Source organism: Myxacorys sp. (assembly GCF_059501405.1).
On record NZ_JCACCM010000109.1, the window covers coordinates 1 to 22298 of the forward strand.

The 22298-nt window shown below is 49.2% G+C and carries 33 protein-coding genes and 1 tRNA gene; 21 read left to right on the forward strand and 13 right to left on the reverse strand.

Annotated elements, in window-relative coordinates:
• Positions 1 to 187: hypothetical protein (locus tag AC5I6P_RS14135; RefSeq protein WP_495694412.1), on the forward strand; the 187-nt coding region annotated here is incomplete at its 5' end.
• A gap of 16 nt (positions 188 to 203) precedes the next feature.
• On the opposite strand, the gene AC5I6P_RS14140 is transcribed toward AC5I6P_RS14135, so the two are convergent.
• The 5 genes from AC5I6P_RS14140 to AC5I6P_RS14160 form a co-directional block, all read right to left on the reverse strand.
• The gene (locus AC5I6P_RS14140; protein WP_495694413.1) at positions 204 to 494 is read right to left on the reverse strand and encodes a hypothetical protein; all 291 of its coding nucleotides are present in this window, start codon (positions 492 to 494) and stop codon (positions 204 to 206) included.
• The gene (locus tag AC5I6P_RS14145) at positions 491 to 709 is read right to left on the reverse strand and encodes a hypothetical protein (RefSeq protein ID WP_495694414.1); all 219 of its coding nucleotides are present in this window, start codon (positions 707 to 709) and stop codon (positions 491 to 493) included. Before AC5I6P_RS14145 ends, AC5I6P_RS14140 begins: the two co-directional genes overlap by 4 nt.
• Before the next feature lie 51 nt (positions 710 to 760).
• Positions 761 to 1096, reverse strand: a complete 336-nt coding sequence (locus AC5I6P_RS14150) for a hypothetical protein (RefSeq protein ID WP_495694415.1) — start codon at positions 1094 to 1096, stop codon at positions 761 to 763.
• An 84-nt stretch (positions 1097 to 1180) separates the two neighbouring features.
• Positions 1181 to 1390 (reverse strand): hypothetical protein, encoded by a 210-nt coding sequence (locus AC5I6P_RS14155; RefSeq protein WP_495694416.1) that lies wholly within the window; start codon positions 1388 to 1390, stop codon positions 1181 to 1183.
• A 13-nt stretch (positions 1391 to 1403) separates the two neighbouring features.
• Complete coding sequence (locus tag AC5I6P_RS14160; RefSeq protein ID WP_495694417.1) at positions 1404 to 1592, reverse strand: hypothetical protein; 189 nt, start codon at positions 1590 to 1592, stop codon at positions 1404 to 1406.
• A gap of 170 nt (positions 1593 to 1762) precedes the next feature.
• On the opposite strand from AC5I6P_RS14160, the gene AC5I6P_RS14165 reads away from it, so the two are divergent.
• Positions 1763 to 2005, forward strand: a complete 243-nt coding sequence (locus AC5I6P_RS14165; RefSeq protein ID WP_495694418.1) for a helix-turn-helix transcriptional regulator — start codon at positions 1763 to 1765, stop codon at positions 2003 to 2005.
• A gap of 315 nt (positions 2006 to 2320) precedes the next feature.
• On the opposite strand, the gene AC5I6P_RS14170 is transcribed toward AC5I6P_RS14165, so the two are convergent.
• On the reverse strand, positions 2321 to 2857 hold the full coding sequence (locus AC5I6P_RS14170) for a hypothetical protein (protein WP_495694419.1): 537 nt from the start codon (positions 2855 to 2857) through the stop codon (positions 2321 to 2323).
• An 11-nt stretch (positions 2858 to 2868) separates the two neighbouring features.
• Positions 2869 to 3096, reverse strand: a complete 228-nt coding sequence (locus AC5I6P_RS14175) for a hypothetical protein (protein ID WP_495694420.1) — start codon at positions 3094 to 3096, stop codon at positions 2869 to 2871.
• A gap of 369 nt (positions 3097 to 3465) precedes the next feature.
• Here AC5I6P_RS14175 and AC5I6P_RS14180 point away from each other — a divergent pair, with 369 nt between their 5' ends.
• Positions 3466 to 3762, forward strand: a complete 297-nt coding sequence (locus AC5I6P_RS14180) for a hypothetical protein (RefSeq protein ID WP_495694421.1) — start codon at positions 3466 to 3468, stop codon at positions 3760 to 3762.
• A 74-nt stretch (positions 3763 to 3836) separates the two neighbouring features.
• Positions 3837 to 4565, forward strand: coding sequence for a hypothetical protein (locus tag AC5I6P_RS14185; RefSeq protein ID WP_495694422.1), 729 nt, complete (start codon positions 3837 to 3839; stop codon positions 4563 to 4565).
• 37 nt (positions 4566 to 4602) lie between these two features.
• Here AC5I6P_RS14185 and AC5I6P_RS14190 read toward each other — a convergent pair whose 3' ends face one another.
• Positions 4603 to 4911 (reverse strand): hypothetical protein, encoded by a 309-nt coding sequence (locus tag AC5I6P_RS14190; protein WP_495694423.1) that lies wholly within the window; start codon positions 4909 to 4911, stop codon positions 4603 to 4605.
• A gap of 271 nt (positions 4912 to 5182) precedes the next feature.
• Between AC5I6P_RS14190 and AC5I6P_RS14195 the strand changes: the two genes are divergently transcribed.
• Positions 5183 to 5461: a hypothetical protein gene (locus AC5I6P_RS14195; protein ID WP_495694424.1), complete on the forward strand. Its 279-nt coding sequence runs from the start codon at positions 5183 to 5185 to the stop codon at positions 5459 to 5461.
• A 4-nt stretch (positions 5462 to 5465) separates the two neighbouring features.
• Here AC5I6P_RS14195 and AC5I6P_RS14200 read toward each other — a convergent pair whose 3' ends face one another.
• Positions 5466 to 6029, reverse strand: coding sequence for a hypothetical protein (locus AC5I6P_RS14200; protein ID WP_495694425.1), 564 nt, complete (start codon positions 6027 to 6029; stop codon positions 5466 to 5468).
• A gap of 119 nt (positions 6030 to 6148) precedes the next feature.
• Here AC5I6P_RS14200 and AC5I6P_RS14205 point away from each other — a divergent pair, with 119 nt between their 5' ends.
• The 11 genes from AC5I6P_RS14205 to AC5I6P_RS14255 all read left to right on the forward strand — a co-directional run bounded on the left by AC5I6P_RS14205 (position 6149) and on the right by AC5I6P_RS14255 (position 12876).
• Positions 6149 to 6313 carry a plasmid partition protein ParG gene (locus tag AC5I6P_RS14205; protein WP_495694426.1) on the forward strand — a complete coding sequence of 55 codons (165 nt, stop codon included), beginning with the start codon at positions 6149 to 6151 and terminating at the stop codon, positions 6311 to 6313.
• 473 nt (positions 6314 to 6786) lie between these two features.
• On the forward strand, positions 6787 to 7137 hold the full coding sequence (locus AC5I6P_RS14210; RefSeq protein ID WP_495694427.1) for a hypothetical protein: 351 nt from the start codon (positions 6787 to 6789) through the stop codon (positions 7135 to 7137).
• Positions 7134 to 7268 carry a hypothetical protein gene (locus tag AC5I6P_RS14215; RefSeq protein ID WP_495694428.1) on the forward strand — a complete coding sequence of 45 codons (135 nt, stop codon included), beginning with the start codon at positions 7134 to 7136 and terminating at the stop codon, positions 7266 to 7268. Before AC5I6P_RS14210 ends, AC5I6P_RS14215 begins: the two co-directional genes overlap by 4 nt.
• Positions 7265 to 7447, forward strand: a complete 183-nt coding sequence (locus tag AC5I6P_RS14220) for a hypothetical protein (protein WP_495694429.1) — start codon at positions 7265 to 7267, stop codon at positions 7445 to 7447. The genes AC5I6P_RS14215 and AC5I6P_RS14220 overlap by 4 nt, the downstream gene beginning before the upstream one ends.
• A complete protein-coding gene (locus AC5I6P_RS14225) occupies positions 7444 to 7701 on the forward strand; it encodes a DNA-binding protein (RefSeq protein WP_495694430.1) in 258 nt (85 codons plus the stop codon). The genes AC5I6P_RS14220 and AC5I6P_RS14225 overlap by 4 nt, the downstream gene beginning before the upstream one ends.
• Positions 7702 to 7837: 136 nt before the next feature.
• Positions 7838 to 10960: a plasmid replication protein, CyRepA1 family gene (locus AC5I6P_RS14230; RefSeq protein ID WP_495694431.1), complete on the forward strand. Its 3123-nt coding sequence runs from the start codon at positions 7838 to 7840 to the stop codon at positions 10958 to 10960.
• Positions 10957 to 11346 (forward strand): hypothetical protein, encoded by a 390-nt coding sequence (locus tag AC5I6P_RS14235; RefSeq protein ID WP_495694432.1) that lies wholly within the window; start codon positions 10957 to 10959, stop codon positions 11344 to 11346. The genes AC5I6P_RS14230 and AC5I6P_RS14235 overlap by 4 nt, the downstream gene beginning before the upstream one ends.
• Positions 11333 to 11719, forward strand: coding sequence for a hypothetical protein (locus AC5I6P_RS14240; RefSeq protein WP_495694433.1), 387 nt, complete (start codon positions 11333 to 11335; stop codon positions 11717 to 11719). The genes AC5I6P_RS14235 and AC5I6P_RS14240 overlap by 14 nt, the downstream gene beginning before the upstream one ends.
• Positions 11716 to 12336, forward strand: a complete 621-nt coding sequence (locus AC5I6P_RS14245) for an alpha-ketoglutarate-dependent dioxygenase AlkB family protein (RefSeq protein WP_495694434.1) — start codon at positions 11716 to 11718, stop codon at positions 12334 to 12336. Before AC5I6P_RS14240 ends, AC5I6P_RS14245 begins: the two co-directional genes overlap by 4 nt.
• Positions 12337 to 12340: 4 nt before the next feature.
• Positions 12341 to 12601: a hypothetical protein gene (locus AC5I6P_RS14250; RefSeq protein WP_495694435.1), complete on the forward strand. Its 261-nt coding sequence runs from the start codon at positions 12341 to 12343 to the stop codon at positions 12599 to 12601.
• Positions 12601 to 12876: a helix-turn-helix domain-containing protein gene (locus tag AC5I6P_RS14255; protein ID WP_495694436.1), complete on the forward strand. Its 276-nt coding sequence runs from the start codon at positions 12601 to 12603 to the stop codon at positions 12874 to 12876. The genes AC5I6P_RS14250 and AC5I6P_RS14255 overlap by 1 nt, the downstream gene beginning before the upstream one ends.
• On the opposite strand, the gene AC5I6P_RS14260 is transcribed toward AC5I6P_RS14255, so the two are convergent.
• Positions 12873 to 14012, reverse strand: a complete 1140-nt coding sequence (locus AC5I6P_RS14260; protein ID WP_495694437.1) for a tyrosine-type recombinase/integrase — start codon at positions 14010 to 14012, stop codon at positions 12873 to 12875. The two genes, AC5I6P_RS14255 and AC5I6P_RS14260, sit on opposite strands and share 4 nt — an antisense overlap.
• A gap of 176 nt (positions 14013 to 14188) precedes the next feature.
• A tRNA-Pro gene (locus AC5I6P_RS14265) sits at positions 14189 to 14262 on the reverse strand.
• 610 nt (positions 14263 to 14872) lie between these two features.
• Here AC5I6P_RS14265 and AC5I6P_RS14270 point away from each other — a divergent pair.
• Entirely contained in the window at positions 14873 to 16180 is a 1308-nt protein-coding gene (locus tag AC5I6P_RS14270) for a tetratricopeptide repeat protein (RefSeq protein WP_495694438.1), read from the forward strand.
• On the opposite strand, the gene AC5I6P_RS14275 is transcribed toward AC5I6P_RS14270, so the two are convergent.
• On the reverse strand, positions 16167 to 16964 hold the full coding sequence (locus tag AC5I6P_RS14275) for a phosphate/phosphite/phosphonate ABC transporter substrate-binding protein (protein ID WP_495694439.1): 798 nt from the start codon (positions 16962 to 16964) through the stop codon (positions 16167 to 16169). The genes AC5I6P_RS14270 and AC5I6P_RS14275 overlap by 14 nt on opposite strands.
• A 409-nt stretch (positions 16965 to 17373) precedes the next feature.
• Here AC5I6P_RS14275 and AC5I6P_RS14280 point away from each other — a divergent pair, with 409 nt between their 5' ends.
• From AC5I6P_RS14280 to kbl, 4 genes are all read left to right on the forward strand, one after another.
• Entirely contained in the window at positions 17374 to 18096 is a 723-nt protein-coding gene (locus AC5I6P_RS14280) for a 2OG-Fe dioxygenase family protein (RefSeq protein ID WP_495694440.1), read from the forward strand.
• Positions 18097 to 18248: 152 nt separating this feature from the next.
• Complete coding sequence (locus tag AC5I6P_RS14285) at positions 18249 to 19610, forward strand: cysteine desulfurase-like protein (RefSeq protein ID WP_495694441.1); 1362 nt, start codon at positions 18249 to 18251, stop codon at positions 19608 to 19610.
• A gap of 48 nt (positions 19611 to 19658) precedes the next feature.
• Complete coding sequence (locus AC5I6P_RS14290) at positions 19659 to 20636, forward strand: NAD-dependent epimerase/dehydratase family protein (protein ID WP_495694442.1); 978 nt, start codon at positions 19659 to 19661, stop codon at positions 20634 to 20636.
• A complete protein-coding gene (gene kbl / locus AC5I6P_RS14295; RefSeq protein ID WP_495694444.1) occupies positions 20636 to 21823 on the forward strand; it encodes a glycine C-acetyltransferase in 1188 nt (395 codons plus the stop codon). Before AC5I6P_RS14290 ends, kbl begins: the two co-directional genes overlap by 1 nt.
• Positions 21824 to 21914: 91 nt before the next feature.
• Here kbl and AC5I6P_RS14300 read toward each other — a convergent pair whose 3' ends face one another.
• Positions 21915 to 22232, reverse strand: coding sequence for a phytanoyl-CoA dioxygenase family protein (locus AC5I6P_RS14300; protein ID WP_495694443.1), 318 nt, complete (start codon positions 22230 to 22232; stop codon positions 21915 to 21917).
• Positions 22233 to 22298 lie beyond the last annotated feature (66 nt).

A 22298-nucleotide genomic window follows, 5' to 3' on the forward strand; every position in this document is an offset into this window, starting at 1 on the left:
ATGGCAGAGAAATGAGTCTCGCTTAGACGGAATCCTGTCCCGCTTTATGCTGCTACCCAATGGCTCACACGGTGGACTTCTGACCTTTATGCAGATAGAGTCAACGACCGCACTCAAAATCTTGTGCAACCCTCATTGCATAGAGCAGAATTTTGAGTTGTTGATCGCAAATTGTCTAATTCTCTAGCTTTGCTTCTAGCACGTTACAGAGTAGTGCGATCGTCATCGTCTGGCTCAAAATCGAGGTGAGTGAGTTCGTGAAACTGAATTGCGCTTCGCAAACTTTGATCGTTCCAGTGGTCTGAATGCTCGATCCAAGCGATCGTTTTGGAGTCGATTGGAACGTAAGCTTCTTGGGGTAGGTTTGGAGAGTGAAGGATTAAGCGGGCTAATTCTTCCTGCTGTTGCTCAAGGTCGCTTATGGTTCGCAGTAGCTCTTGGCGTTGCTGCTCCAGAGTTTGGAGTTTGTTGAATTGGTCTTGAAGTGTGGTCATGCGGCAACCTCTACAAATCCTTTCTCATCAAGCAGGTCTTGGGCGTTTTCTTCTAGCAGTGGATGATTCAGAACGAGAGTTCTGACCATTTCGGCAGCGATTGGCTTTGCCAAGCTCCGAAGGATCGCATCAGCCTCTGATCTCGTGCAAGGATTACCCTCAGAATCGCGGACCTGCTCAATCTTGAGGATGAGGAGACGTGAGATTTCTTCCATAAGTTGGCTCCAGAAGTAGGGTGAATTTAGGGAACACACGAACTGACGGGCTTATTTGCTCATGCCAGGAACGCAGGAAAGCTCTATTACTCTCCTGATGGGGTAGGAGCGAGGATCGTTAAATCCTTGACCCCATGAAATCTTTCCAGTCCCGCAAGCAATGGACACCTTGCGGATCTCTTCTGTTTTAGGCTGAACCACCTTTACAAATGCCTCGATGACACCCGGAGAGGCGGCACGAACAGAAGTAGAGTCGAGCGAAATTTGAACGGTCCCGGTTACTCCAGCAGACTCACCAGCATTGATCCATAGAGGCTCTGCCGCAGATGCGGATGGAGCAACAGCAACTGAAAGAGCAGCGGCAGCAGTGACGAGGAAGGGTAGCATAATTTAAGTCCCGAATTAATAAGTGATTTAGGGGTGAGTGGGTAGCTGTCAGGGTTGAGCCAAGTGCAGCTACCCGTTTGATTTTTAGAACGGCAGAATTTTTTGAACCAAGTCAGCAGAGACCTTGATGATCCATTGGCAGCCGTCGTGAGCGAGAACGATCGTGCCGACTTTGAAGCGTTCTTTGGCTTCTTCCCAGTACTGAAGCTCAGCAAGGGCGCGAACGAGTAAGGGAGATGAGTGAACGGCGCGATAGTCGAGGGCGGAGAGTTCCGCCCGGAACTCTGAGTACATCCGGGCGGCCTCTCTATTTGGTGTTCTTGAATTTGTTGTAGGCTGCCATGTAGTAGCAGCGTTGATGCTGGGGAATGCCTTTGAGGTTGGGCTTCCGTCCAGCTCTAGCGTGGATTTCGCCCAAGGAGTAGATTCTGTCTAGCTCTGTGTCGGATTCAGTGGAGGCTGGTGCTGCCCAATATTCGAGAGATTTACGTGACATAATTGCTGTAGAACCTTTTGTAGGGTTTGCGGAGGGGGAGCGAGACTTTGGTTGGTTGCGCTCTCCTCTCTTGTGTCTAACTTACCCTTAAAGTTTTAAGGGTGTCAAGAGTTTTATCTAAATACTTGACTCTAAAGACTTTAAGGCTAAGATGTTGGTATGAATTCCTTATGGGGAAGATTCCAGTGTCTAAAGTTGCAGAGTTACGGAGGAAAGCGGACTTAACCCAGCTTGAGTTAGCGCAAGCTGTAGGGGTTACGGAGTCCACTATTTCCAATTGGGAGAAAGGTAGAAATGCCTTGGTGTGGTTTGAGAGAGTAGCAAGGCTTTGCAAAACCTTGGAATGCTCTCCTGAACAGTTAATTGATTACGTTGAGGCTGTGCAGGAGACGGGTGATGATAGCCCTGATTGAGTCGTTCAATCTTCTTGCTCTACCGTCCGTCTCGCTAGAGGAGTTATCGCAAGCTGATCCACGAGCCGAGTAACTCTCAAATAGGTCTCGCCTCACGGATCAATCATTAAATTTCTCGCTCAACAGCATCTCAAGTTGAGCTGAATTCTTTCGTTTAAAAACAAAAAATCGCCCTCGTACATAGAGAAGCGATATCTACTGTGTGAAATTATTTATGGCTATCTACTTAAACGCGCGATCGTCTCGCAAACAATACAGAGCAAGATCGTCGCTCCAAAACAAAATGCCCAATAGCGAGGATCGCCGCGAGTCTTCTCATTGCTCTTTAGGCTCATAATTCGAGACACAGTAAGAGTTGGAAGAGTACTCTTTGCGGTCTGTCACAACAGGTTTTGCGGCCTCCATTGGAGTCTCTCCCGCCATTTTCTGAAGCTGTCTTACCGATTCAATCGCTTGAGCCGATCCGCGATTGAGCTTGTCGAACAGACGCTTATGCGACTCAAACAGCTCATCAGATTTCCAGACCTTAAACTTCCACGTCCGATCAACCACCATTCCGCCCAAGCTCTTTTCCGAAATGCGAACAGCGAGTAAATGGTACTTAGATTCGGAATCCTCCTCATTGGCTTTTGTCTCCTGCCCAGTGATCTCCCACTTCTGCACTTCTAGCAACGGATTCTTTACTTCCAGCGCTTGCAGGCGGCAGGTCAGATCTTTCTGTTTTTCTACTTTCCCGCTTTTTAGTGTTTCTAAATAAGCATTGAAGACCCCTTCTGGAGTTTTCGTGTTTTGACAGCCTGACAGCATTAGCAAGCTAACCGCAATAACAGGAATAAAACTTAACTTTCTCATGACCTATTCCCCTATCGACCAAACAAGATTTGAGCGATCGTGCTTAGCACAAGCACTCCAATCCAAAGAGCAAACCCAGCCAGGAGAACGCCTTTAGCAACCTGATCGATAATATTCAGCTTGCGAAAATCGGCGCGTAATCCTGCCAATTCCTCTTTGGTCTGTCTCATTTCCAGACGAAGGGATTGCAGTTCGACAACAGCAGGATTCACGGCCTGCCCAGGTGGTGAAGATTTCATTTATTTTGACCAGAAACATGATGCTCTCAGCGTTCCCGGACACGACAAATTTTCACCCTCACCCAATCGGGTGACGAACCGCCTAAGTTTCTGGTCAGAGGCGATTCGCCGTCCATACCATAACCGCAAAATCATGATTTACAACGACAGTAGTTAGAACCAGTCCGCGAGCAGCCGAAAAAGTCTGTTTGTAATTGAATAGGAGGCGGAAAACCGGGGTTGTGGCATACCAGAGCCAGCGTGAAGGCTAGACCGTAGCGTATAAGCACCTCCCCTATGTCCATTTTCAACACTAAAAAGCGATCGCACTTCTTCCAAATGCAATCGCAGATAATTAAGTGCATACAAGCTTTCATCTCAGGAACCATTATGACCCAACCTGATCCGCAAAATGAACGAATTGAACGCCTTGAAGTTGACATGCTTGATGTTAAAACCTCGCTCAATCGGCTAATTGATATCACGTTTGAAAATGGGCGCTACCTGCAAACTACCATGCAGGCAGTCGATCGACTGGCTCAAGCCCAACAGCAACACATGGAACACACCGATCAGCGATTTAATGAAGTCCTGACCCGCATTGACGAAATGCAGTCAGAAGTCAGGGGACTCCAGACCGAGAATCGGCGCATCTGGGAAATCCTCAGCAGGCAGCAGGGCGAGTAGTTCTGCGGGTACGCACTCCGTCAAAGCCGCGTATCTTTGGGAATCCTGAGCGCAAGTTCCTCCCCAAAATCGCCATGTTCACCCCACAGCAACAGACCCTCGTGGAAGCCATGCAAGCTCGCCGCTTCCTCGACTCGATTCCTTCCCTGTCGATCGACCAAGCAATCGTTATCATCCACGATCCTTCGGAGCTTGGCAGAGCCAATCGCAAACTCAACCTCTTCGCCCGCAACCCCAGCGTTGTGGATTGGGTTTTGACGCACCTGAAGCTGGTCAAGTATATGGCATGGCTTACTTGTGGCGTCGAGACCGTTGCCCTGCTCTGCTACGGGGAAACTGTGGACGAATTTGCTACGCGGGATATATTGATAGGCAACGCTGATGCTGAAACTGATATGACAACCGCCACACTCGGTCAATCTGCTGTCGATAACGCTCCTGTCTCTCCCATCGAAACCGTTTCAACTGACCCTACTCCCACCATTGCAGCTACCGACCTTTACACGATCGCTGAATTGAGCGATTTTGCTCACCAAACTGGGTTTGACCCAACTGCAATCGCGGATGAAATTAGAGCGATTAACCCAAGAGCGTTTCGACGCAACGGGGAAGACCTCTATGAACTAGACGCAGCGTATCAAGCGATCGACCGACTGAAGGACGAGGCAAAAGAACGGCTCAAGTCAGTGGCGGCTCAAAACCGAGTCGTAGCGAAAGCCCAAGCACCGGCTGCTAAACCTCGAACAGCAGCACAGAAGAAGCCAGCAGCACGAAGGTCCGCTGCTAAAACCACAGCCAAGTAAGTTTCCGTTGCAATATCTATCCAAGGCGATCCGTGCGTTATCGGGTCGCTTTTTTGTGGGGAAACACTGGACAGAAATGTTTGATTGCCAGTAGATCAAGCGCGTCTGTCGGCACACGTGGCGGCGGTGTTGCACAGAACTTCTTGGCTTGGTCGATTAGTGTATCTGGCTTGGCATTTGCCAATTTCAGCACCGCTTGAGTTTGCGGTGTCGCTTTGATTTGTTTTAGCTCTAAGATAAACGCCATCTCACGGGTCAAATCCGGTGGTGGGGAGACATAAGCAGAAGCCGGAGTCGATAGAACGATCGTCCCAATCAGGGCGAACCAGAAGAGTTTGAAATTCATTGGGTGTGTGGGGCAACAGGACGCGCTTAGAGTGCCCTATCCGAATTCGTCGTGCCCAGCCCAGAAATAGGAAGTGAGTCGCGAACCTGCGTTTCCTAGCACCCACCCCTACTTTGGGTTACAACACCCTAATGAGCGATTCCTTTATCAAGATTCGTCAAAGCTACAGGCTAGATCTGTAAGAAACCAAAGGTTTGCACACATTACATTTTCTTCATAGTTGGTTCGTACTACAGTGAACAAAGAAAATCGTCACCCGCTTGCCCCCTCAATGACAGACCGTATTACAGCTACAGCCGCGATCGCACGCTGGCTCGCCTTTGATTACAAGCTGCACGACATCCTACTTAAATGCCAGCTACATCAGGACGGGAGTGAATTGACAATAAACTGTCCCTCTAGCGAAATTCTCGAATCAGTCCTGCTTCAATCGCAATCGATTGCGATTGTTGCGCTCAATCTTGAGCTTGCCTACATCAAAATTCTGAATCAAGGATACCTAGAGGCAGTGATTCCAACTCAACTTGCTACGGTCCAGTGGGCGAGCTAACAGGCTACCCTCGGTTAAGAATAGGAGCGTCAACATTGACGCCGTACAACCTTGCGAGCGGTTCTGGGTTTTTGCTAGGGAAGAGATAAGCCCCTAACTTAAGCAACTCAACCCACGTCGGCAGCTCTCCACGCAAGATTCGCCTCATTCGGTTGATCGAGATGTTGCAACTTCGCGCTAGTGTCGCAACGTCTTTACCTTGCGTTCTTTCTCTGAGAAAGGCAACTGCCTCTGGATAAGGCGTGTCTAGCAATAATTCGTCTTCATGCATAGTGCTTCGAGGATCGAGACTCTCACAGCCCACTAAAAATAATTCCTCTAAAGTATAGGGCTGTCCGTCCGGCTTCTTCACGAACCCTAGTCGAGCGATCGCCCACATTAAACCAGAAGGCGGCTCTCTGTTGACTCCATCTCGAAGTCGCTGAATTCGAGAGGTGTTCGTGTCGTATCCTCCCTGCCTTAATTTCTCGATTAGATCTTGATACCCAAGCCCCTCATCATCCATTGCGTCTCGAATTAAATCGCCGAGTCGGCGCATTCCAGTTCGGGTGAAATTGAAGTTGGGCATTCATGGCGATTGAAGGATTATCAAAAGAGATCATAAATTTCTGTTGATCAATCGTTTCTTTTTTAAGCAATTGAGTATTATTGATTATTGAAATCGATAAACAATAAATGACAGGCATTATGAGCAAGACCAAAGTAGCAGTTGTTCTGACTCCTGAAATGCACCGCCGATTCAAGGCAGCTACAGCAAGCAAAGGCATCAAAATGCACGATGTACTGATGGACGCAGTTCTACGGGAACTCGACTCGACGAAACCTGAGCAAGCGAAGGCTTCTAGCCTCTAACACTCTGCGAACTGTCCGCTAATGACTCAAAAACTAAAGAAGTCGCCTAGCTGACAACTAGACGACCTCTCAAAATTTCAAATGCATTAATTTCCAAAACCGAAATTGATTAGCGACCAACTAAGCAATTTCAAAAAGCCAAATATTCAAGAACTAAAAGCGAAGGCTTTGGTAAAGCAACGGCTTTTCTATGGCTAACGACACAGGTCTGAATATTCTTCACAAAGCTGTCTCAAATTGAGGCAGCAAAAGGCTTTTGTATTTGACCAGTATATCAGCTTTGCCCCCAAGATGCTTCCGTGATGCAGAAAAAGACCGAAAAGCAATTCGTGACATTACGGAGTTCCGTAGAGGTTTTGCAGACATCAACTGCAATCCGCCCACTGAGCCAGTCTCAGGCTTCACACTCCCTTCATACAAGTTTCCCTTTTCATCAATCCGATGTGCCCATCTATCCCGTAGCAGCAACCCTTATGAAATCTCTCGAACCTGACTTTCCCAAAAAGAACTGGACTGACCTGCTTCCCTACGAGGTCAAAGGCTCCAACAAATCAGAACTCGTTTGCGCTGCCGTCTCACCCGATGACGCGATCGACCAGTTTCGCGACGCCTTCCCCGACGCGGAATTCTACGAAATTCAATGCCTCCAACCGGAAAAGGAACTGCAAAAGTTCCAGCGGGGGCAGTGGGTTGCGACGAGTGCAGGCGATCGGGTGATGGTGCTCAGGTCGCGGCTCATCCAAAGCGAGCGGCACTACGAAACCAATCTAGAACCGAATGGTTGGCTTCCCGAATCCGAACTAATGGAGGGAATAGCGGCATGATTGTTCTTCCATCGTTTACCCCACAGCCGCGTAACGCAGGCGCGATTCTCGAAGTTCGCCAACTTAGGGCACAGCTTCAGACGAGCCGAAACGTTATCCCGTTTAGACGACGGGAAAGAGGTGTTGTATGAGACTTGCAAAACGATCGCAGTGCCCAGCCTGCGGCGAAATGTGGGCAATGCAGCACGCCGGGTGGTTAGGGACTCTAGAGGTTTACGCCTGTCGCAGCTGCGGTTGGATGCCTCCAAACATTCAACAGAGAGTGGAACAAGAGGTGCAGTTTTCTGAGCCAGTGGAGGTGTCGGCATGAGCACTCGAAACCCACGACAAACCACGATCGGCGACTGGACTGGCAAACACTTCTTCGCAGCAACAGAACTAACAAAACTTCCAGGAATGCCCCAAACGGTAGCAGAAATCAAGAAGCTGGCTCGGCAGCAGGGGTGGAGGTGTCGTCCGTATGCGGGCAACCCTGAATACTATTTCGGCGATTTTCCAAGGGAGACCAAAGAGTATTTCCTCGCAAAGCAGGAAGCAAACCAATTTCAGGAGGAGACGGCATGAGCTTAACGCTGCAATCCCCTCAGTGCTGCGTCAGTCCTCACAAGCGCCGTTGTTCGCGCTGCAAGAGGGAATTCAAAGGAGCATCGATTTTGTTTTACCTGCAAGAGTCGCCGCGACTTCAAGAGTGGTGTAAGGAGTGTCAGAACGTGAGTTTGAGCAAGAAAAGTGGGGGCAACAAATGAATTTACCTGCCCCCCTAAAACAACAACAGAATTCACGATACAACACTGGATGCAACACGGACCACATCGAAATCACGCACAGAGATGAATGGGTCGTTGGCAGTGGAGTAGACGCGGAAATCGTGGCGCTTAACGTTGAAAGCTTTGTCGGTGAAACCGTTTACGAGCTTCTGCTGGGTGACTCGATGGAAAAGCGGGGCGGACATGCCAGCCAGTATGTCACCGCAGAAACAGCCCGCGATTTTAGGAAGTATGAGCCTCTGACAAAAGGCGGCTGGTGGTGTAGCGGACTAGACCCGCTCAAGAACTGGGAGCCGATGACGTGGGGACAGTTCAAAGGAGACTTCCCCCGACCTAGTGACGAAAAACCGGGAGAGTTCGTTAAGTACGATGCTCCGAAGCGAGTGCCATTAGGAGCGCATTATCTACGAGTGCCGCTCCAGATTTGGCTTAAAGTTGCAGAGCGTTACCGCATCGCCATGCCGACCAATATTCCCATGTCAGAGCGCGGTGAAGCCATCGGCTTTTGGGAGTGGGTCAGAGTCAAGAATGTTCCAATTACGCTCACCGAAGGAGCCAAGAAAGCCGGATGTTTGCTGACCCAAGGCTATGCCGCGATCGGGTGTAGTGGTGTCGGTACGGTAGTCCAAGAGAACGACGAGCGCAAGGTACGGCTGCTCAAACCGCTTCTGCGTCCTTGCTTCCAACCCTTTGCGACTGAAGGGCGAGCATGGCTGATCTGTTTTGACTATGACAAAAAGCTCAAAACTCGCCGCAACGTCAATAAGCAGATTGACAAAATCTACTGGCATCTGATTCAGAACTATCGGTGTGAGCCAAAAATCTGCCGTCTTCCCGGTCCCCAAAAGGGCGTCGATGATTTTGTCGTAGCGCAGGGAGCAGAGGCATTAGAGTCGGTGTTTGCCAGTGCTCGCACCCTAGAAGAGGATCGAATCCGCCACTATTCTGGACTCAGCTTTCCGGTCGCGATGCCACTGGATCAGCGCTATGTCAGCGATATTGATATCCCTGACGGCGAGAAGCTTATGTTCGTGAGATCACCCAAAAATACGGGTAAATCAACGCTGCTCAAGAAAGTTCAAGCCAAGGCACAGGACCGGGATGTTCCGGTTCCCATCTTGGTTCTCACCCACCGTGTGCAGCTTGGGCAAGCCACTTGTCATCCCGAAAAGCTCGCGCTGCCCTTTGCCTCTGAAGCGCGAGATATGCAAGAAGGGCGGCTGTTTGGGTGTGGGATGTGCGTGGATTCGATGCACCCCAATTCAGGGATGAGGTTTGACGCGGACAACTGGTATAGCGACGGCAATGTGATTCTGGTCCTAGATGAGGTGGAGCAATTCATCAAGCATCTGCTGTTTGCCTCGACTGAGGTGAGTCGCTACCGCACGCCCATTCTGAAAGAATTTCAGAAGCTGCTCAAAAATATCCTCGAATCCGACCACGGCAAAATCATTTGCTTGGATGCTGATTTGTGCGATTTGAGCATCAACTTTATTCGCGGCATGGCTGAAACTTCGATCGCGCCGTGGATTGTGGAGAATCACTGGAAGCCTGAAGGTGAACAAGCGTGGACGGTCTACGAGTACGACCAAACCACGCCGAAGGCATGGCTCAACAGTTTGTTTGAGAATCTAGAGCTTGGTCCTGGGTTCATTTTCACCGAGTCACAAAAATCATCCTCCACTTGGAGCACGACCAACCTCGAAACAATTTTGCAAGAGCAATTCCCAGAGAAGAAAATTCTGCGAATTGATGCCTACACGGTGGCTGATCCTAAGCACGCTGCCTATCGCTGCGTCGCAGACATCAACAAGATTATTGCGGACTACGATATCGTTCTCGCCAGCCCAACGATTGGGACCGGAGTATCAATCGACGTGCGCGGGCACTTCAAAAGCGTGTGGGGCTGCTTCTGGGGCGTGGGTGACTCGGATTGTGCAAGGCAAGCCCTGTCCCGAGTGAGGGAACCCGTGGATCGGCATGTCTGGGCAAAATCGAACGGCGTCCGCAAGATTGCTCGCGGGGAAACGTCGCTCTATACCCTGCTGCACAATGAGGAGGTGCTAACCGAGCAGGCAGTGGCACGAATTCGCGCCACAACCGAAAGTTTCAGCACCGACGAGGGGTTTTCCCATAACGACACCGCATTCAATACGTGGGGCAAGATTGCGGTCATTCACAACTTCGATAGTCGCTGTTATAGAGCCAACATTCTTAAGGGATTAGAGCGAGAAGGGCACGCGATCGAATGGGGTTACGAGTGTCCCGATGACGCGGAACTCTATGAAGCACTGACGAAAGCGCGGGATGCGAAGACGGATTTAGAGGATGAATCGATCGTCAATGCAGCAGACATCACAGACAGCAAGGCGGAGGAATTGAGCCGCAAGAAAGAGAAATCGCTTGAGGATTGGTTTAAAGAACGCAAGCACGAGTTGCAGAAGAAATACCTGGTTCCGATTAATAAACCTCTAATTGAGCGCGACCGGGATAAATGGTTCAGCCAGATTCGCTTGCACTACTTCGCGACCGTCGGCGAGCCCTTCCTCGTAGACCGCGATCGCAATATTTTTGAAGGGCTGCTGCAAAGTGGGCAGATTTGGAAGCCGACGCTCAACCGCAGCGTGCTGATTTTGCAGGTGGCTTGCCTCAAGTATCTCAAGGTTTTAGATCTACTTCACCCCAAGCGAGCCGCGAAAGGATACCGCAACACAGACCGGGATTTGATCGAATTAGCCCAGGCGGCGATCGCCAACCGGAAGCAGCTCAACCCAATCCTAAACGCCACGATCAGCGACAAGATGACCCCGATCAAGGCTTTAAAGCTGCTCGTGGGCAAGCTAGGGCTGATCCTAAGCCGGGTTCGACAGGAAGGCGGCAGAGGCAAGGGAAACCGCCAGTGGGTTTACAGCTACGAAGCGCCCAAAGACGAGCGGGAGAAGGTTTTCGCGAAGTGGATCGAGCGTGATGCGCTAAGTCGAAGTGAGTCCGCCGTGCACACGAATTCTATATATATAGATAGTAAGAACGATGTGCACGGGGAGGTGGCAGCATGAACAGCCTTCCAGATTGGGTTAAGCCCAGCGCGATCGCGCTCCATCAGTCCAGCGAAGTCTGCACACTGTTTACGATTCAAGGCATTAAGAAGGTTCGGGACAAGGACGTTTATTTCCTCAATCCGTGGGCAAGCGGCAGCGGCATTACGTTCCCTCTGAACGAGTGCCAAGCCGCCAAGCCTGAGCTGATACCCGATGTGGCTGAATACCTCAGCCCCAAAGGGCATCGGCTTCAAGTCGTCCGCATTCCTATTGGCTTTGCCGTATCTCTCGGTCAGTGGCGGTTTGGAGTGAAGCTGCCTCAAGAGAATGAGCTGGCGGCTGCTCAAAACTTAGCCCAAGCATTCAGTGGTGAAATCGTGGAGCTGGACCATGACGACTGGTGAACAAATTGGATTGCTTGATTACGTGGTGCCACTCGAACAAACCGTTCCGGCGGCTCCTTCCATCAAGCGTGGGGATTCAGTCAAAGTTACTCGTGTTGAGAAGCTGCCCCAAACCTTGATCGGGCAGATTGGAATCGTCTCCTCGATGATCACCGCCGATATTGCTCAAATTGAACTTGAAGGGCAAGCCTGGGTGCTGGGAACAGCGCAACTTGAGTTCGTTCCGGCTCCACAACCTACCAGCCCTTCGGGATTAGATTTGTGGCATGAGGCAATCAAACGCCACGCAGATCGCACTATTGCAAAGCTAGCATCCAGCCCGAACGCCAGCCGATATGGCTCAGTCATAGAAGGCTTGGGAGGTAAACCATGACACTTCAAGGCACTCAGTTAGAGCTAATTGACGAGAGAACGCTAACCTTACCTGTCGAGTTCTATCCCAACTTCCTCTCACGCCAAGAAGCGGATCGATTGTTTGAGCAGAGCCAACAACTGCATTGGCAGCAGAACCAGATCCGCATGTTGGGCAAGTGGATGGACGTACCCCGCTTAGAAGCAATTTATGGCGACGAGGGGTGCGATTACCTCTACAGCAAAACAGTTTTGCTTCAGCCACTGCCTTGGGCAGATTGTTTGCAACAGCTTAGAGGAAAGATTGAGAATCACACGGGCTATCGCTATCACATCGTCATCGGCAACCGCTATCGCAACGGCAAGGACTCCATTGGATGGCACGCCGATCAAGAACGGACGATGGGCGAGAAGCCTGCGATCGCAAGTATCTCTCTTGGAGGCACACGCCGATTCAGCATTAAACCCAAGGGAAGTCGGGGCGAGACAGGGCATTTCGAGCTAGAGCATGGGTCGCTAATTTTCATGCGTCCCGGATGCCAATCGACCCATGTTCACCAAGTTTCAAAGACGGCTAGACCAGTAGGAGAGCGAATCAACTGGACATTTCGACCACACATCAAAGGAGCAAGGAGGTAGCAGCATGAAGGTTAATCCGTTTACAGGCGAAAACGGCGAGTCAGTAGAGCAATCTTTGCCTAGCGACTGGAAGATAAAAGCCAAGGTTCGGGAGTATTTTGAAACTCGCGATCGCGGCTATCCCGCCAAAATCGCAAGCGAAACAAACCTACGGTGGAAAGAGGTGTCAGACGCTCTGAAAGAGCTAAAGGGCGAGGGTTTCCTCACCTCTACAGCAGGCCACTACCGCAGAATCGAGCCAAATCTTAATCAACCGGAACACTAATGGCAACGCAGAATTACACTTGGATCAACAAATACGAAGTAGCCAAGCTGCTCAATATCCACTGGAAAACGGCTGGGGGCTGGAGATTAAGCGGCGAGGTTGGATGGATTGAGGGGATTCACTACCAACGGGTAGGCAGACAATTTCTCTACAACAAAGAGCTGCTCGAAGACTGGATTGCCCATCGCAATGACCCTGATGGACATCTAGCCGCGATCGAGGCATATCAAGCGACCCTGAAATCGAATCAACCCAAGCGGAGGAGGGCAAGCTAATCACTCAACACATCTGGCAGTGAAGATCGATCGCCCACCTCACCCAGATAGTTTCTAAATAGCGTTCGCGGGTCATGTCCCAACATGCGGGCAATTTTGGCAGGATTCTCGCCATACTCGAAAATCGATAGCGACGCCATGGTGTGACGGGAATTGTAGGGACGGCGATAATCAATCCCCGCCTTGCCTAATACTTCTTTCCACGCCCGTTTAGCAAAGTTGCGAGGATTAATGGTTTTCCCCCGACGAGACGGAAACACAGCATCATCCGGTTTAGCATTGTGAGGTTTACGGCGCTTCAGCAGCTCCTGCACTCGCTCGGGAAGGATGAAATCTCGTGATTCATTCGTTTTAGTTGCCTTGCGATCGCCGTCAACTGTCACCGATTCCCCGATCCAAATCGCTGAGCAGTCATCCGAGAGATGCTTCCACTGCAACGCAACCGCTTCCCCAGTCCGGCAGCCGATACTCAGAAAGAACTCCACAAAATCAGCGTAGTAGCTATACTCTGGGTCAACTCGAAACCCTTGCACAATCGCTCTGACCTCTGCTTTAGAAAACGGTTTCGACTTCTGTTTGGGAGGCACTTTGAAGGTGCGAACCACTTCACCCCAAGGATTGGAAGCCACGAACTTCCGCTTCACGCCCCACTCCCAGCAGGCAGAAACCAGCGTTAACTTATCGAACACCGTAATCGGCTGAAGCTTTTCTGATTTCAGCAGCCAATCTCTAAACCCAACTGCCTCAGTCTCTCCAAGACTGACGGCAGTTTTTTGTTTGAAGAATTTTTCTAGATGATTTGATAACCCTCTGTATTTGATCAGAGTGGTTTCATATACATATTGTTTTTTATATTCAATAAACCGCTTAAACAGCTCCTCAATAGAAATACGAGAGGTTGGGAGGCTAGAACGGTATTTCTCCAAGGTGGGATCAAACCCGTCATGGGCTAAATCTCGCTCGATCAGCTTTGCCTTGAGTTCAGCCACTTTTCGATTGGTCGGATTGTCAGGCAGCCCAATCGCCATTTCATATCGCTCTCTATTCCCTCCAAGCTCTTCGCTCCACGTCCACCGCAGAGTTAAACGTCCTTTTGCAACTCGTACCGTTACCGTTCCTTTCGCTGACTTCGGCATTGGGATCTAACCTCTGTTGGGAGAAATCGAGCCTAATCGTCCCCCAATTTCACCCCAATAATTGCTACAGATTGTTCCAGAACACTCCAGATTGCTCCAGATTTGCACCGATAGTGGTCGTGGTTAGATGCCCCTTTAAAACTTGGAAACCCTCTCATAGAGAGGGTTTCCAACTATCGGAGCGACAGGATTTGAACCTGCGACCCCTACTACCCCAAAGTAGTGCGCTACCAAGCTGCGCTACGCCCCGATGCCCTTTCTCTGTAATCCTGGTGCAGATTTCAGATTCAGGATGCCACTTTCGACAGCGCTGAAAAGCGATAATACCAATTTCAGATACCAGCTTTTCGATGCTTTTTTGGGTGGCGGATCCCATAATACCATATTAAAAACGGCGTGGTGCCACAGGAATATCTCAGCTTGCCCTAACTCCCGATTGGAGCGATTTTATTCCTATTGCTTTAGGTGCGATCCTTCTTGCTTTGGGTGCGATCCTTCAGAGCCTGGCAGAGCCAATCGCACTTCCAATTCTGCTCCTTGGATATCTTTCATACGGACTCTGCGCTCTATTCTTCCCCACGCGGCAATTGGAGCGAGCTAGACTCTGCTCCTCTAATTGATTCCGTTCCTCTAACCGTTGGAGAAGTGTTAGCAAGCAAGACCTCTTTAAAGATTTTTGTGCGATCGCTGCAAGTTGTCTAAAGTTTTTTCAAGATAAGCCGCACAAGTTACTGAACTGCAAGCCTGACAATTTGCGGTTATGTAACCAACTTTACTTGTCCATATTTATGGCGGTGTGACATACTCAGCGGAGTTAATACGGTATTCCGGTAGATTAACCGTTGTTTAGGAGGTTTCTTATGGTGACTGATTCTCAGGGGCTTGCCATCAGCACAAATTTGCGCAGCGCGTTGCGAAGCGGTTCTCCCGGGGTAATCGACGCACTGAATCGATTCATCGATCAAGCTTTTTATTATGGTAACCAAGCCGAAGACGCTATCCTACAGGTACTGTCAGCAGATTCAACTTGCGCGATCGCGCAAGCTTATGCGGCGGCCTATTACCTATCTCAAGAAACTGCGATCGCTCGTCGTACTGCGATGTTGCACTTGAGAGCTGCTCAACGTTATGCAAGGTTGGCAACCGAACGGGAGCAATGGTACATCAACGCGATCTCAGCTTGGGCGCGAGGCGCAATTTCTGAGGCAATCAATCTACACGAAGCGATCGCAGAAAAATATCCAAGAGATTTGATTTCCGTCCAGCAGGGACAATACCACTACTTCTATCGAGGAGAAGCCGAACGATTGCTAAAGATCGCCGAGAAAGTATTGCCTGCAAATGTTGACAATCCTCACTTGCACTATTTGTATGGAATGATCGCGTTTGGATTGGAGCAGTGCGGCGAGTTGAATCAGGCGATGAACGTTGGACTAGAGGCGATCGCATTAAATCGGTTTGATCCGTGGGCGCAACATGCGATTGGTCATGTTCTCGAAGAGCAGAATCGCCCAGAAGCAGGCATTATTTGGATGGAAAGCCATTCGGATACTTGGGAGGAATGCAATTCAATGCTATACACCCATAATTGGTGGCACATCGCACTCTACTATCTAGCATTGGGGAACGTGGAAAAAGTGTTGGAACTGTATGATCAACACATTTGGGGACGTGCTAACCCCTTCTCTTCTAAAGATCAAGTCGGCGCGATCGCAACATTACTGCGGTTGGAATTGCAGGGAGTGAATGTTGGTCAACGTTGGAATACGTTAGCTCCATATCTTTACCCACGCTTACACGAGCACGCTTTACCGTTCCAAGATCTGCACTATGTTTATGCCCTAGCTCGTGCGGAATGCACAGATTGGGTCAATGAATTGCTGCAAAGTTTAACCCTTCATGCCCATCGAGTTCCGGCAGAGTCGCAATATGCTTGGCTTCACATGACGATTCCGAGCGCGAGAGGGTTAATTGCCCATGCTCAATCAGATTGGTCAACGGCGATCGCAGAAATACGCCCGCGTTTGCCTAAATTGCATCGGATCGGCGGCAGCCATACCCAGCGAAAATTATTTGAGCAAATTTACCACCATGCGGTCTTGCAGAATGAGCAAGGCAAAAAACGGTATTCCCGCTGGCAGGCAATGTCCCATGTCAAAGCTGGCTGAAGCGAGAGTTTGTTACAGCGTCATAAATTTTAGCGATCGCTTCATAGTCTTCATTGTTAACACTTGCATACCGTTTCACGTTCATCTTTGCCATTGCAGCTTTTAGTTCTTTGTCAGGTTGAAGCAATGCCGCTTGAATTTTTCTAATTAAATCATCATCGAGATGCGCTGACACAACGATCGGTGGCATCGGACAGGGATCACTCGATTCAATGGTTCGTACCTGGTGCGATAGTTCCGGAAATACGCGGAATTCTTGTTCCAAAACCGTACTGTCGATCGCAGCACAAGTTGCTTTACCCTCAATCACCCAACGAATCGATCGCTGATGAGAACCGGATTGAACTGCAGTTTTAAAGAAGCGAGTCGAGCATTGTTCTTGCAGCAGGCGATACCGAAGCAGGTAATAACCGCTATTCGAGCCAGGATCGTTATAGCAAACCGTTGAGCCTGCTAAATCTGAGAAGGTCTGAAATTGGCTTTCGGCTTGAACAATGACATCCGAGAAATAAATGGGACGATTTTGATAACGCTCCGCTTGCATTACCGCAGCTGCAATCGCTCTCAATTGCTTAGGTGCTGTTCGACACTGCCGAATAAAGGGCAATCCACAGATAAACGCTAAATCAACGTTATCTTCCTGCAACCGTAAATCGTTCAGGGGGTCAAGATTACTGGATACAAACTGGGTTTCACATTGCAGCACTCGACCTAGAAATAGAACGACTGCTTGATAGTATTCCATCCAATTAGGAGCCAAGTAGGAAATTGCATTAAAAGGCACAAGCGTATTCCTAAGCAAGAATGGAATTTATTTTAATCTCACGTCAACCGATCGAGAAACAGGGATATTTTCTTTTTGCACTATAACTCAATACGCGCAGTAATTTAGACACACCAGTTAGAGATCGACAATCCCATCGAAATGTAATTACAATAATGATGTAGACAATACATTAAAACTTCTACTTCAGCACAGCATCTGCATAATGTGTTGTCGATAAAGTTGCATTGTCGCATCTATCAACTCAACTGTTGTAGACGATTGCTACAAAACGTAATACTTCTAACACCATAATTTTAGATTAGAATCCGCCAGAGTTTAGTTGTTTTCACGTTTTTTCTGATTCCATAACTTTTCACAGGCAGTCGATTACTTGATCTGTTGGTGTTGATTTGAGTGAGGAAATCAAATGTTAAATTTATCTCAATTAGAAGAATTCATTAAGCCAGAAGCTAATTGTCTGGCTAGCTACGTGTTGGAGATGCTAACAGCGATTAAGGTCGATGAATTCAAACGCTCGTTTGAGCATCTTCCAGAAGATCCTTACCTAGAGGGCAACTACCGGTTTAGGCGGCTCTCCCACTTCAAAATAGTTGGCGATCGCTTAATCAAGTTGCCTCATCGGCGCTTGTTTCAGAGCAGGCAATACAATCCATTGTTAGGAGACGTGGTTCGAGAGTACTCTGAGCTAGATGACGAATTGATTCAACTAGAAGATTTTCAACGATTAATTTGGGAATTTTTTCAGTTCTGCCAACCGTGTTCTACTTCTCAAGAGATCGGAGTTCACCAAATTCGCACAACTGCATCCTCCCAAAAATCTGGTAATCCTGCACCAGAAGGAATCCATCGGGATGGTGTGGATATTGTCGGAATTTTTTCAGTCGATCGCAGCAACATTGGCGGCGGCGAAACTCATCTTTACAAATCAAAAGACAAATCAAAAGACAAATCAAAAGACGGTGGGCCTCCAGCATTTAGCAAAGTATTAAATCCGGGGGAATTTCTCGTATTTAGGGATGCTCAATACTTTCACTACACTTCGCCAGTGAATGTGATTGGAGCCGAGCAAGGAACTAGAGATGTTTTTGTTCTAACGTGTCCGGGGCTGTTTCCGCCGGATGAGAAGTGAGTGTTTTCAGAGGTAAGAGTTAGGAGACAAGAGGTAGCTAGCTACCAATTTCTACTGTTTGAACCTGACGAGTCATTCTGGCTCCGATGTTTGAATTCCCTAACAACATCCCGACTTCTAGCTCTTGGCTCCTTCCCTAATAGGAGATTCCCATGACTGTTCTCGATTTGGGTTGGATTCGTGCTCAATTTCCTGCCCTGCGGCAAGAAATGAATGGACATCCAGTTGTATTTTTGGATGGGCCGGGTGGCACTCAAGTTCCGAGGCGGGTCGTTGACGCGATCGCTGACTACTTGATGACATCAAATGCCAATCTGCATGGAGCCTTTGCCACCAGCGCGCGAACCGATGCGCTGGTAGAACAGGCACGATCGACGGTTGCCGATTTTTTAGGCTGCGATCGCGATGAGGTGGTGTTTGGGGCGAACATGACGACGCTCACGTTTGCAATTAGTCGATCGATCGCGAGAGAATTGCGACCCGGTGATGAGATTGTAGTTACCAGTCTTGACCATGATGCCAATGTAGCGCCTTGGGTCGCCCTTCGAGAACGGGGTGTGATTGTTCGCACAGTAAACATTTGTGAGCATGACTGCACCCTGGATATGCTCGATCTGGCGCATCAGATTACGAAGCGCACAAAATTAGTGGCGATCGGTTACGCCTCGAATGCAGTGGGCACCATCAACAAAGTCGCGAGCGTGGTTCGGTTAGCTCGTGCTGTGGGGGCATGGGTGTTTGTGGATGCGGTTCACTATGCGCCGCATGGGTTGATCAATGTGCGATCGCTGGATTGTGATTTTCTCGTTTGCTCTGCCTATAAGTTCTTCGGGCCGCATGTTGGCATTCTCTACAGCAAACGAGAACATTTGGTTCGGCTACGGCCTTACAAGCCCCGTCCTGCTTCTGAAGAAGTTCCATTTCGGTGGGAAACGGGAACTCAGAATTTTGAGGGACTCGCGGGAGTGGTGGCCGCGATCGAGTATTTAGCTCAGTTAGGTGAGCAAGCTTCACCTACGGTCACTGCTCATCCAGTCACTGATCATATGGTCACGGATCATACGGTCACAGATCGACGAAATGCTCTCGCTAGAGCAATGGTAGCCATTCAAGAATATGAGCGATCGCTGTCCCAATATTTGATCCCTCATTTGCTAGAAACTCCTGGAGTCACCCTCTACGGCATTACCAATCCAGCGCAATTTGCTTGGCGCACACCGACGGTCGGAATTCGTGTTGCTGGACATTCCCCCGCTGAACTAGCAAAAACATTAGGCGATCGCGGCATTTTCACCTGGAACGGGAACTTCTATGCGCTGAGCCTGACTCAACGACTCGGAATTGAGGAAAGTGGCGGCTTGTTGCGAATCGGCTGCACCCACTACAACACGATTGAAGAACTTCAGCGCCTGCTGCACACGCTGCATGAGGTAGCAGTACGTCCGGTGACAATTTTTAATCGCAATTTGATGTTCGAGGGGAGCCAAGAGCTAGGAAGCCAGAATCTCTCTTGATTTCTGACTTCTCAGACAGCCATTATCGCCTCTAAAAATTGAATTAGTATGAATAAGATTTTAGTGACAGGATCGAGTGGTCAGTTGGGGAGTGACTTGGTAGTCGCCTTACGACAGCACTATGGAATGTTCAATGTCATCGAGAGTGGGTGGAGAATCCCTTCACATAACCGTTCACTCAGTTACGAAGTCTTAGACGTTACCGATCGAACACAGCTACAAAAGCTAATTGAACATTATCAAATCGATACAATCTACCATTTAGCAGGAGTCCTATCTGCCAAAGGAGAACAGCATCCCGATCGCTGTTGGGATGTCAATGTCAACGGACTACGGAATGTTTTGGAGGTCGCACAAGCCTTCAAGCTCCAAGTATTTTTTCCAAGTTCGATCGCCGTTTTTGGACCGCACACCCCCAAGCTCAACACGCCTCAAATCACGGTTGAAGATCCTGCCACCCTTTACGGCATCACCAAAGTGACTGGAGAGTTGTTGTGTCACTATTACGCACAACGCTTTCAAGTCGATGTCCGCAGCCTGCGATTGCCTGGAATTATTAGCTATAGCACTCCTCCGGGCGGCGGCACAACTGACTTTGCTGTAGAAATTTTCCATGCTGCACTTCAAACGGGCACCTACACTTGCTTTGTTTGCCCAGAGACGCGCCTGCCGATGATGTATATATCTGACGCCATTCGCGCCATTCTTGGCATCATGCAAGCCGACGCAGATGCAATCAAAATTCGCTCTAGCTACAACATTGCTGCTGTCAGCTTCTCAGCCGCAGAACTTGTTGCCGAAATTCAAAAACATCTGCCGCATTTTACGTGCGATTACGCTCCCGATTTTCGGCAAGCGATCGCGGATTCTTGGCCCTCGATCATTGATGATTCTAAGGCACGAGCAGACTGGGGCTGGCAGCACCAGTATAGTTTGGCAGCGATCGTAGAAGAAATGCTGGCAAAGGTGGACGTCAGAAGCAAAGAGCCAGGAGTTGAAAGTCAAGAGATAGGAGCATTGCGGTGATGGACAAAACAGCCACTTCAATTTTTCAATCTGTTTTAGATGAAATTCACCAATCGAACCTTGCCAAAGAAGAACGAATTTTAATGACTCCGCAAGGGGCCGAAATTATGGTTCAGGGCGATCGCAACGTCCTCAATTTCTGCGCCAACAATTACCTGGGGCTTGCCAATCATCCAAAGGTGCTTGCCGCCGCTCAAGCCGGAATCGCTCAGTACGGCTTTGGTTTGGCATCGGGGCGCTTTATCTGTGGAACCCAAAGCATTCACAAGACGTTAGAAGCCAAAATTTCGACATTTCTGGGTACAGAAGACACGATTCTGTACACGTCTTGTTTTGATGCCAATGGTGGGTTATTTGAAACGCTGCTAGATGCCGATTGTGCCGTGATTAGTGATGCGCTCAACCATGCCAGCATTATTGATGGAGTGCGTCTGTGCAAAGCGCAGCGGTATCGGTTCGCTCACAGCGCCATGCAGGAGTTAGAACACTGTCTTCAAGCTGTGCAATCAGCCAAAATCCGATTGATTGCCACTGACGGGGTGTTTAGTATGGATGGTGATATTGCTCAACTAGCACAAATTTGTGACCTAGCAGAAACGTATGATGCCTTGGTTATGGTGGATGACAGCCATGCGACAGGAGTGTTGGGTGCGACGGGACGTGGCTCAGCGGAGCACTGTGGCGTGAGCGGACGAGTAGATATTATTACTAGTACACTAGGCAAAGCCTTGGGCGGAGCATCTGGAGGGTTTACATCGGGACGTCAAGTGATCATCGATTTACTACGTCAGCGATCGCGCCCCTATTTGTTTTCTAATACGTTGGCCCCCGCGATCGCTTACACCAGCATTAAAGTGCTGGATCTGCTGAACCAGTCCAGCGAGTTGCGCGATCGACTCATGGAAAACACGTCCTATTTTCGTCAGCAGATGAGCGATCGCGGCTTCGAGATCAAATCTGGCGTGCATCCGATTACGCCGATCATGCTTTACGAGGCGAAGCTGGCTCAAGAGATGGCGCAGGCTTTGTTAAACGAGGGCATTTACGTCATCGGGTTCAGCTATCCCGTTGTGCCACAGGGTCAAGCTCGCATTCGGGTTCAAATATCAGCGGCTCATACGCGATCGCATCTGAACCAATGTGTAGAGGCGTTTACCCAAGTCGGGAGAAAGTATGGAATTATCTAGAGATCAATAGTGTTGAGCGGTTATCAGAAACTTTGCAATGAAAAGGATTTGAGCGAATCCGCTCCAAGATGGGTGTTAGACAGCTAGCGACTTAAGACTCATACCATTTCAGCACATTCGGCAACTTTGCTGAACAATACTCAAGATGCAGCATGCGCCTGTGCCTTGGATCTATGGCTGCTGAAGATGAATGCAATAGTAATGGACGCATTATCATGGCTCCGCCCCTCTCTATTCTGCACGTTACGCTATTCCTCTTTTCTTTCCAATCTTGAATCTCTTCAGCCAACAGACGCCCTGACTTGTGTGAGCCAGGAATGACGTGCAATGCTCCATTTAACTCATCTGTATCATCCAGATGGACTCTGATAGTCAGCATGTTCTCCAAGATTGCAATCGGTGGCTGCACATGGACAATACCCCTCTTTCATCACTCTAGGTAGGATAAAATAAGGGGAAATTCTTGGAATATCCA